Below are 14,361 nucleotides of genomic sequence, written 5' to 3'. Positions count from 1 at the left end.
AGTCACCCGGGCATCTCTCACACACCCACCGCATCAGCCCCCCGCACCCTGTCCGGCCCATCCGCCCCGCCCAGCCGCCCCCACGCGCTCACCATCGGGTAGGAGTTGACGACGAACGCGGGGTCGTCCAACAGCTCCAGGAACCGGCGCAGTTCGCTGTCCCCGAACCACGTCTCGCCGATGCGCGTGGCACCGACGCGGGCCTCCACCTCGCCCGTCCGCTCGGCCGCCTGCTCGATGTTGGCGCGGTGGAGCCGGATGCCCTCGCCGCCCCCGGCCCAGGTCTCGGCGTACGTCTTCGCTGTCACCCCCTCCAGCCCCGCCCGCATCATCGCGCCGACGACCTGCCGCCCCCACGACGGCTCCGCGCCCACCATCTCCAGCGCCCGCAGCAGCGCCGTGTGCACCCGCTCGAAGAGCACCCCCGCCTCGTCCTCCGGCGCGGCCAGCACCGGGGTCCACCCGCAGTCGAACTCCTCCAGCACCAGCCACCCGCCCGGCCGCAGCGCCCCGACGAGCCGCTCCAACACCCGCAGCCGCTCCGGCAGATGCAGCAGCACCAGCCGGGCGTGCACGAGGTCGAACCCGTCCCCGGGGAGGGGGTCGCGCGTGATGTCATGCGCCAACAGGCGTACCTGCGCGGGGAGTTTCCTTCGTACGGCCCACCGGGGATCGAGGTCCGTCACGACGACCTCCCCGCCCGGCCCCACCCGCTCCCCCAGCCAGCGCCCCAGCGAGCCCCCGCCGCCCCCGACCTCCAGGCACCTCCACCCCGGCCCCACGCCGGTGTTCTCCAACGCCGTCCGCGACCAGTGGTCGTACCGGGCCTCCAGGACGGAGAACCGCTCCTGCGCCTGGCTGTCCGCGTTGTCGAACAGATAGCGCGACATGACACCTCCCCTTCCTCGCGCTCGTCGCGAAAGGACACGAAAGAACACGAAAGACACACGGGAAATACTCACAGCAGGCACTCGATCTTCAACAGAGCGTAGTGATTCGCTTGCCGCGACAGAGAGGTGCGCCCCCGCGCGCACGCCAGCGCTCGGTGAGCGCTCGCGTAGGCGCACGGGCGCGCGGATAATTCCATTACGTACAGGACACAACCGCCACGAACGCCACGAACCAACCGGTACGAACGCCACGAACCAACCGTCACGTCACGAACGCCACGAACAGCGGAAAGCCGGCGATCCCCATGGCCGAACACCCGAACGCAGCGCTCGTCCGCAAGGGCTACGACGCCTTCACCCGCGGCGACATGGACACCCTCCGCGGCCTGTTCGCCTCGGACTGCACGCACCACGTCCCCGGCAGCCACCTGCTGTCGGGCGACTACAAGGGCCAGGACTCGATGATCGGCCTGTACGAGCGGCTCTTCGCGGAGACCGCCGGCACGTTCAGCGTCGAGCTGAGCCATATCTGCGTGGACGGCCGGGGCCACGCGGTCTCCGTACACCGCTACACGGCCGAGCGGGGCGGCAGGCGGATCGGACAGAACGGCTGCCTCGTCTTCCGGATCGTCGGAGACCGGATCACGGACATCGACGAATGCCAGGAGGACCTGGACAAGGAGAGCGAGTTCTGGGCGTAGTCCCGGGCGCGTACCGGGCGTAGCCCCGCCGGGCCGAGGCCTTCCGGTTTCGCCCGCCCGACCCACGCAACCCTCACACCCCCGCACAACCCCATACGGCTTCCAGGTGTCACACAGGTGAACCAGCCACACCCCCGACATCCGGCCACCCACCTGGAGCCTCCCGTGCACAGACGGACGTACGCCCTGGCCGCCGCCACCGTGGCGACCGCCACGGCCACCACGGCGGCCCTCGCCCTGACCCTCGCCCCGGCCGCGACCGCCGCCCCGCACACCGAACCCGCCCCGACGCCGACCCCCGTGACCAGCGACTTCAACGGCGACGGCTACGCGGACCTCGCCGTCGGCGTCCCCGACGCGACCGTGAGCGGCAAGGCGAAGGCCGGCTATGTGAACGTCGTCTGGGGCGGCGCGAAGGGCCTGGGCAGGAACGGCGGTATCCGGGTCAGCCAGGCCACGGCCGAGGTCCCCGGCGCCCCCGAGGCGGGTGACCGCTTCGGCGCGTCCGTCCTGCTGCGGGACCTGAGCGGCGACGGCCTCGCGGAGCTGATCGTCGGCGCGCCCGGTGAGGACGTCGACGGGCGCGGCGCGGACGCGGGCGTGGTCACCGTCGTCGGCGGCGCGCGAAGCGGCACCGGTCCGGGGTCCACGGGTCTGACCGGCCCGTCGGCGAAGTCGGCGTACGGCTGGTCGGTCGCGGCGGCGGACCTGACCGGCGACGGCGGCCGGGACCTCGTGGTCGGCGGCCGGGACAAGGTCGTGGTGCGTGCCGTCGTCGACGACGGCGAGGACCTGGTCATCACCACCGTGCTCGCCGCCCCGATGGGCGGCCGCGCCCCGGTCCTCGCCACCGGCGACTTCACCGCCGACGGCACGGACGACCTCGCCCTCGCCTATCACACGGTCGACGCCCCCTCCACCCAGTCGCACGTCCGCCTCTGGTCCTGGGACCCGGCCGAGCGGCACATGGCGAACACCTGGAACTCCGACAACGGCGCCGCCTCCGCCCTCGCCACCGGCGACTTCGACGGCGACGGCCTGGACGACCTGGCCCTCGGCGAGTGCCGCGAGGTGGCCGACGAGAACATCGACGACCCGTGCGGCCCCGAGTCGTACGCCAAGGGCGGCGGCATCCACCTGCTCTACGGCGACGAGAACTCCTTCGGCCGCCGCTCCCAGACCCTCAACCAGGACACGGTCGGCGTCTACGGTGTCGCCGAGGACGGCGACCGCTTCGGCGCCTCCCTCGCCGTACTGGACTGGAACCGCGACGGCCGGGACGACCTGATCGCGGGCGCCCCCGGCGAGGCCATCGGCACCCGCGCCCGCGCCGGCGCGGCCACCCTGCTGCTGGGCCACGCCGACGGCATCGTCGACCGGTTCGGCGAGGCGACGTCCGTCCAGTACCACCAGGACCGTCCCCGGGTCCCCGGCGTAGCGGAGACGAACGACGCCTTCGGCACGGCGGTCGCGACCGGCGACTACGACAAGGACGGCACCCCGGACACCGCCGTCGGCGCCCCGGGCGAGAACGCGAACTCCGGCGGCGTCTGGATCTTCCCGAAGACCTCCGTGACGAACGCCCAGGCCCTCACCCCGAAGAACCTCGGCCTCCCGTCCCCGACGACGGCACTGTCGTACGGCAGGTACCTGAGCAGCCACTGAACCGGCGAGCGGGACGGCAGGGAGCGGCCGGTGGGACGGCCGGGGAGACCGCCGGTGAGACCGCCGGCGACACGGCCCGTGACACGGGCGCCCGGGGCCGTGGACAGCCCCTGGTCGTCCCTCATGTGCTTGCTGACCATCCCTGACGATCCCTGACATGCTCCCTGACGGCCCCTTAGGGGATGTCACAGCTCGGCAGCAAAGCCGGGCCGGTTGGCCCCGGCCCGGCACACGGCCGCCCGGGACCAGGTACGTTCGATGACGTGGCTGGATTCAGGATCGGACGCGGCCGGGACAACGGCGCTCCTCAAGCGCGACCGCAAAACCCTCCGTACGGACAGCAGGCCCCGCAGGCCGGCGGCCCGTCGTACGGCTACCCCCAGACGCCCCCCGGGCCGCCGTACGGCGGCGGCCGGAGCGGCGGTCAGGGCGGCTGGCCCCAGACGCACGGCGGCGGGCAGCGCGGCGGCTACGGGACGCACGGCAACCAGGGGGGCCACGGCAACCACGGCGAGCCGGAGTACTTCGGCGACGACGGCGGGCACCCCCAAGGCGGCGTGGACCCGTACGCCGCCAACAACCCGGGGCACACGCAGACGTTCTCCGTCGGCGAGGACCCGTACCAGCAGGGCGACACCTACCGCGCGGGCAACGCCCCGGCGGCCCCGCTCGGCCCGCGGCTGCCCTGGAAGGCGCTCCTCAAGGGCATCGTCACCAGCCCGAACCAGACGTTCCTGGTGATGCGCGACTACCCGGTGTGGGGCCCCGCGCTGATCGTGTCGTTCCTGTACGGCCTGCTGGCCGTCTTCGGCTTCGACGGCGCCCGTGAGGACGCGATCAACGCGACGCTCTCGAACGCCGTGCCGATCGTCCTCGTCACGGCCGTGACGATGGTGGTGAGCACCTTCGTCCTGGGCGTGGTCACCCACACCCTGGCCCGCCAGCTCGGCGGCGACGGCGCCTGGCAGCCCACGGTCGGCCTCTCCATGCTGATCATGGCCCTCACGGACGCGCCGCGCCTGGTCGTCGCGATGTTCGCGGGCGGCGACGCCTCCTTCGTCCAGATCCTCGGCTGGATCACCTGGGTCGCCGCCGGCGCCCTCCTGACCCTGATGGTCTCCAAGTCCCACGACCTCCCGTGGCCGAAGGCGCTGGGCGCGTCGGCGATCCAGCTGGTGGCGATCCTGTCGCTGATCAAGCTGGGCACGTTCTAGTGTCTTAGGTCTGAACGGGCAGGCGGGACGCCCCTTCCGTACGACAGGGCCCCGGTGCAGGCAGTCGCCGCGCCGGGGCCCTGTCGTGTTCTCGGGCCCGCGCCCACGAGCGACCCACGAATGACCCAGGAGTGACCCAGGAGCGATCCACGAGTTCACGAAACACCCACATAGGCCACAAACCATCACCATTTAATTACATATCGTCAGATAACGTGAGCGCGTCCTCAACCTTGAACACCTCCACAAGGAGTGCGTGTGAAAGCTCGCGTTGGCGTCCGCCGGGGAACGGTGCTCCTGGCCACACTGCTCGTCGCCCTGTCCGCCGCGGTCCTCCCCGCAACCGCGACCGCGTCCGCCGACGGGGACGGAAACGGGAACGGGAACGGGGAGGGCCACCAGGACCACCCGGGCCGCTCGGACCACTGGGGTGTGATCGCCCGCAACACGATCGGCTCCCCCGTGGCCGAACTGCGCAACGGCCCCTTCGGCTCGTTCGGTGTACTGGGCCCGGAGGGGAGACCGCCGTACGGCCGGGGCAGCCTCGGCATCGAGGTGGCGAACGACTCCACCACCCTCAACCCCCGCAGTGAGAAGGTCGACTTCGGCAATGAGGTCGACTTCTTCAGCAAGCCGGTGTCGGGCCTGACAGAGGTCGGCTTCCATGTGTTCCAGACGGGCGAGAACGTCACCTACGGCGGCGGCACGACGAACATGCCGAACATCAGGTTCGAGATCGACCCCAACCTGGCCGCGCCGAACAACGGCATCACCTACTCCACTCTGGTGTGGATGCCGCCCAACTCCCCGGTGACGAACCGCTGGAGCCCGTACCTCGACGCCACCGAGACCGGCACCTGGTACCTCACGGGCGGCGCGGGCACCGCGACCGGCTGCACCCTCGCGGCTCCGTGCACCTTCGCCGCGGTGAAGACCGCGCTCGACCAGGACGGCGGCGACCCGGCGACCATCCTCACCGCCGCGGTCGGCAAGGGCCGCGACTTCATGTGGATCGGCGCCGTCGACGGCTTCCGCGTCAACGAGACCATCTACGACTTCGAACGCTGGGGCGTCCGGCCCCGCCCGGCCGACTGACGAAGCGGGCGCCGGCGGCGCCGGCCGGGGACAGGGCCCGGCGCCGAGGCCGGGCCCTTGTCCTCAGCGTGCTTCGGCAGCGTGCTTCGGCGCTCGGCGCAACCGTCGGCGCGCGCGGAGAGTCGTACCCGCCATGACCGAACCGGGTACGCGGCACAGCGTGATGTGGCACAGGGCGATGTGGCACAGGGTGACGCGGCACAGGGTGAGGTTGTCGCCGTCCGTCTCCACGGCGACCGGCATCGGGTGTCTGGCCCTCGCCGCCGCGGCGAGCTGGAGCAGCCTCCTGCTGGTCGTGCGGGGGCGGGTGATCCCCGGCTGGGGCGTGAGCGCGGCTCTCCTTGCCCTGTCGCTCGTTCTCCGCTGGGCCCTCACCCGGGTGGGCCGCCCGCCGGGCGCTCCGGAGCTCTCGCAGAAGACCGCCGCGTGGGCCCGGCTGGGGAGCCGCCTGCTGATCGTCACGGCCGTGCTCGGCACCGCGTGGGGCGCCGTGGACGACCTGATCTCCGACGCGGAGTACCGCGTGCTGCGCCCCGCCGGCCCGGAGGACTGCACGGCCGTGGTCCGGGAGACCTCCTTCCTCGTGATCGGCGAGGGCGAGGTGTACGCGGTGGGACACACCGGCCTGGCCCTGAGCGAGGCCGGGTCCTGGACGGTCGACGACGGCTACCGCCCCATCGACGCGGGAACCTACGAACTGACCTGGGGCCGGGACAGCGGCCGACTACGCGTCGACGGCACGAGCACCGACCCGGTCGTCCACGGGGGATCGGCCGACATCGACTGCGGGTGAAGCCCGCCGCAGGAACCACGGGAAGCGCAGGAACCACGGGCGCCACGGGAACCCCAGGTGCCACAGGAACCTCGGGTCAAAGCGCTTCCTTGTTCTCCTTCTGCGCCTCGCCCGACCGGTGAACCGGAGGCAGCACACTCCACGGGAAGTTGATCCAGTCGTCCGTCCGCTTCCACACGTACTCGCACTTCACGAGGGAGTGGGACTTCTCATAGATCACGGCGGACCGCACCTCCGCGACGGCGTCGAGGCAGAAGTCGTGGACGAGCTTGAGCGTCTTGCCCGTGTCGGCGACGTCGTCCGTGATCAGGACCTTCTTGTCGGAGAAGTCGATCCTGTTCGGGACGGGCGCGAGCATGACGGGCATGTCGAGGGTGGTGCCCACGCCCGTGTAGAACTCCACGTTCACGAGGTGGATGTTCTTGCAGTCCAGCGCATAGGCGAGCCCACCGGCGACGAAGACACCGCCCCGGGCGATGGACAGCACTATGTCGGGCTCGTACCCGTCGTCGGCGATGGTCTGCGCGAGTTCGCGTACGGCGGTGCCGAACGCCTCGTAGGTGAGGTTCTCGCGGACGGTCGCGTCGCCACTCGCCCCGGCGGGCGCCTGCTCGGCGCTCACACCTGGGTCCGGTGGAAGTTGAGGAAGGACCGGGAGGCGGTCGGCCCACGCTGTCCCTGGTAGCGGGAGCCGTACCGCTCACTGCCGTACGGGAACTCGGCCGGCGAACTGAGCCGGAACAGACACAACTGCCCGATCTTCATGCCCGGCCAGAGCTTGATGGGAAGCGTGGCGAGATTCGACAGCTCAAGGGTCACGTGCCCGGAGAAACCGGGGTCGATGAACCCGGCGGTGGAGTGAGTGACGAGACCGAGCCGCCCCAGGGAACTCTTCCCCTCCAGCCGCGAGGCGAGATCGTCGGGGAGGCTGATGACCTCGTACGTACTCGCGAGCACGAACTCGCCCGGATGCAGGATGAACGGCTCGTCCCCCTCGGGCTCGACGAGCCGTGTGAGATCGGCCTGTTCGATGGAGGGATCGATGTGGGGGTAGCGGTGGTTCTCGAACACCCGGAAAAAGCGGTCGAGACGCACGTCGACACTCGACGGCTGCACCATGGATTCGTCGTACGGATCGATCCGCACCCGTCCGGCGTCGATCTCGGCCCGGATGTCCTTGTCTGAGAGAAGCACGCCCCGAGGATACGCAAGACGCGCGGACCGCCCCTAACCAGCCGGACGAACCGCGCGCCATGGTCGCTGCTACTGCCTACTGTGCCTACCGCTACCGCTACCGCTTCTCGAACGCCACCGGTACGACACTGCGCAACCGGGCGCAGCGCGGGCAGCGCATGAGCCGACCGGGGCCGAGGCGTTCGGCCTGCTGCATCGGGAACGAAGCGGTGCTGAACACGTGCCCATCGGCACAACGGACGACGGTGCGTTCCATCAAGTCCAAGAGTCCCTTCCCCAAGAGCCGCGTCTGGCTGTCGACCTACGCCGACCTGACGACGAAGCGCCACATTACGGGATGATTGGGACGGCCCTCCAGGCGGCACTCCGATCCCGCCGAAGCCCCACCCAGACCCTCTTCCGCGCCTCCACCGTACGCCCCAACTCCCGCGCCCCGCAGCCCCGTCCCCACCCCGGAAACACATCCGGGCCCCACGCCTTCAGCGCGCGGGGCCCGACATGAGGTAAAGTAACGACGCGTTCCGACACCGGCACCGACCGGCGTCTTACGCGGGTGTAGTTTAATGGTAGAACATCAGCTTCCCAAGCTGAGAGCGCGAGTTCGATTCTCGTCACCCGCTCCATGATGAAACCCCAGGTCAGCGGCCTGGGGATTACTTGTTGTCTAGTCGTTGCGTGCCCTCTGCGTGCCCTAAGTCGGGGCGAGCAGCCATCCCCAGGGTCTCCGGGCATCACTTTGCGCCACTTCAGACCGGTGAGCGGGTGCCGCACCACAAGGGCGGCATCCTTGCGATGCCGTTCGTGGTCGCGGCGTTGGCAGATCATCGCGGCGTTCTCACGGGCTGGCGCGCCGCTATGGCCTTGGACGGCGCCCGATGGGGCCTGGCGGGTTTTGCGACCCCGCGAGCGAGGTGGCGTGCCCGAAACGACGGGAGGGTGCTCGATCAGTCGTCTACCGCACCAGGCAGGGACGCTTGCTGTCGAACTGCCAGTCAGGGATGAGGCGTTGCATGGTGACAGCATCGTCGCGTGCCCCCAACGCCTTCTCCTGGTAGAGGTCGTGGGCCGCGAGGAGCCGGTCCATGTCGAGGCGGACGCCCAGCCCCGGGCCGTCCGGGACGGCGATCTCACCACCGACGATGCGCGGTGGGGCGGTGGTGAGCCGTTCCAGCCCTTCCTGCCAGATCCAGTGGGTGTCCAGGGCGTTGTACTCGCCCGGGGCCGCGGCGCCACAGTGGGTCACCATGGCCAGGGAGATGTCGAAGTGGTTGTTGGAGTGGCAGCCCCAGGTCAGGCCCATCGCGTTGCACAGCTGCGCCACACGCACAGAGCCTTGCATCGTCCAGAAGTGGGGGTCGGCCAGCGGGATGGAGACCGACTGGAGGGCCAGGGCGTGGGTCATCTGGCGCCAGTCGGTGGCGATCATGTTTGTCGCGGTGGGAAGGCCGGTGGCGCGGCGGAACTCGGCGAGGATCTCCCGTCCGGAGTAGCTACCCTCGGCTCCGCAGGGGTCCTCGGCGTAGGCGAGCGTGCCGACCAGGGGCCGGCACAGCTCGATCGCCTCGCTCAGTGACCACGCGCCGTTCGGGTCGAGGGTGATCCGGGCCTCCGGGAAGCGGTCCTTGAGGGCGCGTACGGCCACTACCTCCTCGGCACCCTCCAGGACTCCCCCCTTGAGCTTGAAGTCCCGGAACCCGTAGAGATCGAAGGCCGCCTCGGCCTGACGGACGATCGCCTCCGGCGACAGGGCCTCCTCGTGCCGGAGCCGGTACCACTCCACAGGCGAGTCCGGTTCGCGGACGTACTCCAGGTCGGTCCGGTCCGGGTCGCCGACGTAGAAGAGATAGCCCAACACCCTTACTGAATCCCGCTGTTGGCCGTCTCCCAGCAGCGCGGCGACGGGCACGTCAAGGTGCTGCCCGAGGAGGTCGAGCAGCGCCGACTCGACAGCGGTGACCGTGTGGACGGTGGTCCGCAGGTCGAAGGTCTGCGCGCCCCGTCCGCCTGCGTCGCGGTCGGCGAACCGGTCGCCGATCTCGCGCAGGACGCGCTTGTAGTCGCCCACCTTCGCACCGAGGACGAGGGGTTCGGCGTCGCGGAGCGTCTGGGTGATCTTCTCCCCTCCGGGCACCTCCCCCAGCCCGGTACGTCCCTCGGAGTCGGTGAGAACGACGACGTTGCGGGTGAAGTAGGGGCCGTGCGCGCCGGAGAGGTTCAGCTCCATGCTGTCCCGGCCGGCGACCGGGTAGACGGAGAACGCCGTGACGGTCGGCTGTCCGATGCTCATCGGGTGCCTTTCTGCGGTGAGGGGGTTCGGGAGTGCGGGGGTGCGAGGGTTCGGGGGTTTCCGAGATCGTGAGGTTTCCGGAGTAGGGAGGATTGCTGTTCAAGCGGTCCCTGTTCGGGAGCTTTCCGGGTTCAGAGGCTGAGGACGTCGAGGGCCCACTCGGCCACCAGGACGCCGCCCAGGCCAAGCACGGCGAGCACCGTCGTATAGGTGGTACGAACCTTGATCGCCTCGATGACGGAGAGGTTGAAGTACTCCTTGAACAGCCAGAATCCGGGGTCGTTGACGTGGGAGCACGCGATGGAACCGCAGGCGACGGCAAGCACCATCATCTCCGGGTGGGCCCCGCTGCCCGCCAGGAGCGGCAGCACCACGCCGGAGGCCGTGACGACGGCGACCGTCGCCGAGCCGAGCGCTATGCGGAGGATGACGGCGACGAGCCAGGCAAGGACGATCGGCGAGATGGACCAGCCGTCCGTGACGTCCTTGATGTAGTCGGAGATCCCGCCTTCGACGAGTACGTTCTTGAAGGCCCCGCCGGCGCCGATCACCAGGAGGATCATCGCCATCGCCTGGGCCGCCGAGGTGCAGGAGGCGCCGACGTCCTCCAGGCTCCGGCCGATCCGCGGCCCGAACGCCCAGACCGCCAGGCACAGGGTCAGCAGCAGCGCGATCGGGGCCGAACCGATGAAGGCGACGAAGTGCACCAGCGGGCTCTCGGTGGAGGTGGCCATCTCGGTCACGGCGGCGGCCACGATCAGTACCACGGGGAAGAGCGCCACGAACAGCGACCAGCCCAGTCCGGGCATCTCCTCGTCGGTGAACTCGCGCTCGCTGACCAGGCCCTTGGGGATGGAGGGGTTCATCGCCTTGATGAACGGAAGGCGCGGCCAGGTCAGGGCGATGAGCGCGCCGGCGGGAACGGCGATGAACAGACCGTAGAAAAGCGTCAGCCCGACGGAGGCGTGGAAGGTCGCGGCGACGGCGGTGGGGCCGGGGTGCGGCGGCAGGAAGCTGTGCATGGTGGACAGCGCGATGGACATCGGCAGACCGACCCACAGCAGCTTCGCCCCGGTGACCCTGACCAGGGTGAACGCGATCGGCACGATGATGATGAAAGCGACCTCGTAGAACATGGTCACGCCGATCAGCATGGCCGTGACCACCATGGCCACCTGGACCCACCGCGGGCCGAAGGCGTCCAGGAGCCTGCCGGCTATCCGCTGCGCGGCGCCGGAGTCGCCCATCACCCGCCCGACCATGGCGCCGAGTCCGATGGTGAGCATGGTGTCACCGATCTGGTCCCCGATGCCTTCGGAGAGGACGTCCGGGATGGTGGCCACCGGGATGCCCCGGACCAGTGCGACGCCGACCGCCACGAGCAGCAGGGCCGCGAAGCCGTTCAGCCTCAGCCTGGTCATGAGGAGAAGCAGGATCGCAACGCTGATCCCGACTACGAGGAGAGGCATGGCAGTTTCCCTTTGAACTGTTGAGTGAGCAGTGGGAGGCGCCGCCGAGTGTGGGGGCGGCCCGATCGGTGTACGGCGTGACGGACGCACGCTCCGGGGGAGCCATAGGGCGCTGTCGCGTGGCTCGCAGCAGGAGTGTGGTGCGGGCGACGCGGTACGGCGGCCGACGCGGCCGTACCCGCCCACGGAAGGAACGAGGAGAGTCGGTGAGGTGGGCGGCCGCCGGGCTCCTCGGGGCCACGGGCTCCTCGGGGCCGCAGGCTTCTCGGATCCGGTCCGGTTTGGTCCGGTCCGGGACACGGGTCATCCTCGGGCACGACGCTCATCCGCGGGCGGTCACGAGTGGTGCCCCGGTTCGTCAAGCGGTTCGTCGTACGGTGCCGACCAGGCTCAGGCCGTGGTCCAGCACCTTCTCCAGGTCGGCGAGGTCGATCGGGCCGGGGTCGATGAGCGGAGCCCGCACCGGGCCGACCGGGAAGCCGCGCAGCCGGGCGGCGGCCTTGACCAGGGAGACGGCGTAGCCCGGCACCCGGTCACGTAGTTCGACCAGCGGGACGTAGAACTCGCGCAGGAGCTTGGTCACGCCCGCGTCGTCTCCGTCCCGCAGCGCGGCGAAGAAGGCGTTCGCTATCTCGGGTGCGAAGGCGTGGACGGCGGAGGAGTAGGCGGGTACGCCGACGGTGGCGTAGGCGCGGGCCTGGATCTCGGCGGTGGCGGCGCCGTTGAAGAAGAGGAAGCCGTCGGGCGCGGCGAGCGTGAGGCGCTGGAGCCGGTCGAGGTCGCTGTGGCCGTCCTTCAGGCCGACGACGGTGGGGATCCGCGCGATCCGGCGCAGGCCGTCGGCGGTGAAGGCGACCTGGCCGCGCTGGTAGACGATGAGTGGCAGCCGGGTGCCTTCGGCGATCCGACGCAACTGTTCCACCAGGCCGTCCTGCGGGGCCCCGACCAGGTAGTGGGGCAATACCAGCGCGGCGTCCGCACCGGCTTCCTCCGCGATACGGGCGAAGCGCAGCGCCTGGGCCCAGCCGTAGCCGATGCCCGCCACCACCGGCAGCCGTCCGTCGGCGACCTCGACCGTGGTCCGTACGACCGCCCGGTACTCGTCCTCGTCCAGTGAGAAGAACTCTCCGGTCCCGCAGGCCGGGAACACCGCGCCCGGTGCGGTGGCCAACCGGTCGGCCAGGTAGGCCCGGTAGGCGTCCAGGTCGAGGCTGCCGTCGGTCCGGAAGCTCGTGAGGGGGAAGGACAGCACCCCACTCGCCATTCCGTCACGGAGTCGCTGGGCGACCCCTACGACCTCCGCGCTGATCCCTGCCATGTCTCATCCCTGTATGTAGATGGCGTCTATATATGCAGATGGAGGTTAGATGGATGAACAGGGTGGGTCAACGGGTTGGGCAGACTCGGAGTGACGCGGATTTACGATTGGGCCCGTGTCAGAGGCGAGAGGTATCCGTGGTGTGAAGTCGGCGGCCCGGACCGTCGCGCTGCTGGAACTGCTCGCCGCGCGGGGCGAGCAGCCCTCGCGCCTGGATCAGCTCGCGGAGGACCTGGGCGTGCCGCGCAGCAGCATGTACCAGCTGCTCCAGACGCTGGTCGACTGCGGTTGGGTCCGCACCGACGCCACCGGCTCCCTCTACGGCATCGGCATTCGCGCGCTACTCACCGGCACCAGCTATCTCGACGGCGACCGGCGCGTCCGCGCGGTCCGCCCGTATCTCGACGAGGCGTCGGACGCGCTCGGCGAGACGATCCACATGGCACGGCTCGACGGCCCGGACATCGTCTATCTCGCCACCCGCGAGTCCCACGAATACCTGCGCACCATCAGCCGGGTCGGCCGCCGTGTCCCGGCCCATGCCGGCGCCCTCGGCAAGGCGCTGCTCGCCGAGCGCCCCGACGACGAACTGCCGATCGCGGACGGGCCCTTGACTGCCCTCACGGAGAACACGCGTACCGACCGTGCCGCACTGCTCGCCGACTTGGCCGAGGTGCGCGAGCGCGGCTACTCCATCGACCGCGAGGAGACGGTGACCGGTATCGCCGGCTTCGGCTTCGCCCTGCGGTACGACGCACCGGCCACCGACGCCATAAGCTGCTCGGTCCCGGTGGCCAGGCTGACCCGGGAACACGAGGCCCGCATCGTCTCCGTGATGCGGGAGGTACGAGCGAAGATCGAAGCCCACCTGCCGCCCGTCGCGGGCATACCCGACTGGCGCTGAGGCTGCGGGTACGTTCGGGACCTCGTCGGCAAGAGCCGAGAAGCAGCAATCACGCTCCGCCGGCCCCAGACCGCCCACTTCGGGACCGATGCCGGCAAGCAGCTCTCCACCGGTTCCGATGGCGCCGCCGAACGACACAAGCGGAGGCCGTGCCCCATCCGTGCCCGTAAGAACGGCCAAGCACGGTCAACAGCGGTGCGATCAGGCCCCGGCAACGACGTAAGGACGTTGAATCACAGCAGGTCAGCGACCATGTGGCAGTGCAAGCGCCGTCGCTTCCCAAGCTGAGAGCGCGAGTTCGATTCTCGTCACCCGCTCCATGCGAAACCCCCAGGTCAATGACCCGGGGGTTCTTTGTTGTCTAGACCGGTGGGCGGGACTCTCGCAACCCGCGCCCATGGGCATCACTGGCCGCCGGTTGCCGCATGCGCACACTCGCCGGGAACCCAGGGTTGTGCACCTCGATCCGGAGCGACGTCTTCACGCGGTACCAAGCAACGCGCACCGTCCAGGTAGCCAGCCACTTTGGGGCGAGCCTCGAAGATCATGGCCCCAACGTCGTGCTTTGACGGGCAGGTCAACAGACTGCCCGACGCGCCGGAAGCTTACGGGGCCATGATCACTCGCCCCAAAGCAGCTCCCGGCCAAAGTCGTTCCGCCGACCTTTCGCGTCAGCAAGCCACCGCCACTGGGTCACGAATTAGCAAGGCTCTAGGTGAATGACCTCTAGCTACTTGGGTCTGCCGCACGATCGGGTGACATCTGAACTGGCTTGCCCTGTGGGGCAGGTGGGAAGGATGTCGCTGTGCCCAAGCCTTATCCGGAGGAGTT

At 69.8% G+C, this 14,361-nt stretch carries 13 protein-coding genes, 1 tRNA gene and 1 pseudogene; 7 read left to right on the top strand and 8 right to left on the bottom strand.

The features are described 5' to 3' along the window. Positions 1-17: 17 nt before the first annotated feature. The gene (locus tag ABT147_RS24740; protein WP_351409720.1) at positions 18-890 is read right to left on the bottom strand and encodes a class I SAM-dependent methyltransferase; all 873 of its coding nucleotides are present in this window, start codon (positions 888-890) and stop codon (positions 18-20) included. Between the two features lie 305 nt (positions 891-1,195). Between ABT147_RS24740 and ABT147_RS24735 the strand changes: the two genes are divergently transcribed. From ABT147_RS24735 to ABT147_RS24715, 5 genes are all read left to right on the top strand, one after another. Next, on the top strand, positions 1,196-1,591 hold the full coding sequence (locus tag ABT147_RS24735; RefSeq protein ID WP_351409718.1) for a nuclear transport factor 2 family protein: 396 nt from the start codon (positions 1,196-1,198) through the stop codon (positions 1,589-1,591). 165 nt (positions 1,592-1,756) lie between these two features. Beyond that, the gene (locus ABT147_RS24730; RefSeq protein WP_351409716.1) at positions 1,757-3,256 is read left to right on the top strand and encodes an integrin-like protein; all 1,500 of its coding nucleotides are present in this window, start codon (positions 1,757-1,759) and stop codon (positions 3,254-3,256) included. 182 nt (positions 3,257-3,438) lie between these two features. Continuing rightward, positions 3,439-4,470, top strand: a complete 1,032-nt coding sequence (locus ABT147_RS24725; protein ID WP_351409714.1) for a Yip1 family protein — start codon at positions 3,439-3,441, stop codon at positions 4,468-4,470. Positions 4,471-4,728: 258 nt separating this feature from the next. Next, positions 4,729-5,565 carry a hypothetical protein gene (locus ABT147_RS24720; protein WP_351409712.1) on the top strand — a complete coding sequence of 279 codons (837 nt, stop codon included), beginning with the start codon at positions 4,729-4,731 and terminating at the stop codon, positions 5,563-5,565. A 205-nt stretch (positions 5,566-5,770) separates the two neighbouring features. Then, entirely contained in the window at positions 5,771-6,358 is a 588-nt protein-coding gene (locus ABT147_RS24715) for a hypothetical protein (RefSeq protein ID WP_351409709.1), read from the top strand. Positions 6,359-6,434: 76 nt separating this feature from the next. Here the strand turns inward: ABT147_RS24715 and ABT147_RS24710 are convergent, their stop codons facing one another. The 3 genes from ABT147_RS24710 to ABT147_RS24700 all read right to left on the bottom strand — a co-directional run bounded on the left by ABT147_RS24710 (position 6,435) and on the right by ABT147_RS24700 (position 7,772). Further along, positions 6,435-6,980 (bottom strand): phosphoribosyltransferase, encoded by a 546-nt coding sequence (locus ABT147_RS24710; protein ID WP_351409707.1) that lies wholly within the window; start codon positions 6,978-6,980, stop codon positions 6,435-6,437. Beyond that, positions 6,977-7,552, bottom strand: coding sequence for a dCTP deaminase (gene dcd / locus ABT147_RS24705; RefSeq protein WP_171141551.1), 576 nt, complete (start codon positions 7,550-7,552; stop codon positions 6,977-6,979). Before dcd ends, ABT147_RS24710 begins: the two co-directional genes overlap by 4 nt. Before the next feature lie 97 nt (positions 7,553-7,649). Next, positions 7,650-7,772 carry a hypothetical protein gene (locus tag ABT147_RS24700; protein WP_351409974.1) on the bottom strand — a complete coding sequence of 41 codons (123 nt, stop codon included), beginning with the start codon at positions 7,770-7,772 and terminating at the stop codon, positions 7,650-7,652. Positions 7,773-8,101: 329 nt separating this feature from the next. Here ABT147_RS24700 and ABT147_RS24695 point away from each other — a divergent pair. After that, positions 8,102-8,175: transfer RNA gene (locus tag ABT147_RS24695), tRNA-Gly, on the top strand. Between the two features lie 329 nt (positions 8,176-8,504). Here ABT147_RS24695 and ABT147_RS24690 read toward each other — a convergent pair. From ABT147_RS24690 to ABT147_RS24680, 3 genes are all read right to left on the bottom strand, one after another. Then, positions 8,505-9,833, bottom strand: a complete 1,329-nt coding sequence (locus ABT147_RS24690; protein ID WP_351409960.1) for an enolase C-terminal domain-like protein — start codon at positions 9,831-9,833, stop codon at positions 8,505-8,507. 137 nt (positions 9,834-9,970) lie between these two features. Then, positions 9,971-11,308, bottom strand: coding sequence for a gluconate:H+ symporter (locus ABT147_RS24685; RefSeq protein WP_351409705.1), 1,338 nt, complete (start codon positions 11,306-11,308; stop codon positions 9,971-9,973). Positions 11,309-11,666: 358 nt separating this feature from the next. After that, complete coding sequence (locus ABT147_RS24680; protein WP_351409703.1) at positions 11,667-12,626, bottom strand: 5-dehydro-4-deoxyglucarate dehydratase; 960 nt, start codon at positions 12,624-12,626, stop codon at positions 11,667-11,669. 115 nt (positions 12,627-12,741) lie between these two features. Here ABT147_RS24680 and ABT147_RS24675 point away from each other — a divergent pair, with 115 nt between their 5' ends. Continuing rightward, positions 12,742-13,530, top strand: coding sequence for an IclR family transcriptional regulator (locus tag ABT147_RS24675; RefSeq protein WP_351409701.1), 789 nt, complete (start codon positions 12,742-12,744; stop codon positions 13,528-13,530). A gap of 385 nt (positions 13,531-13,915) precedes the next feature. Here the strand turns inward: ABT147_RS24675 and ABT147_RS24670 are convergent. Continuing rightward, a pseudogene (locus ABT147_RS24670) lies at positions 13,916-14,041 on the bottom strand (ATP-binding protein); the annotation flags it as partial. Between the last annotated feature and the right edge of the window lie 320 nt (positions 14,042-14,361).

This window comes from Streptomyces sp. NPDC001868 (assembly GCF_040297125.1).
Lineage (GTDB): Bacteria > Actinomycetota > Actinomycetes > Streptomycetales > Streptomycetaceae > Streptomyces.
The sequence above is the reverse complement of the archived record's forward strand: the minus strand, read 5'-3'. Positions and strand labels throughout refer to the sequence as shown.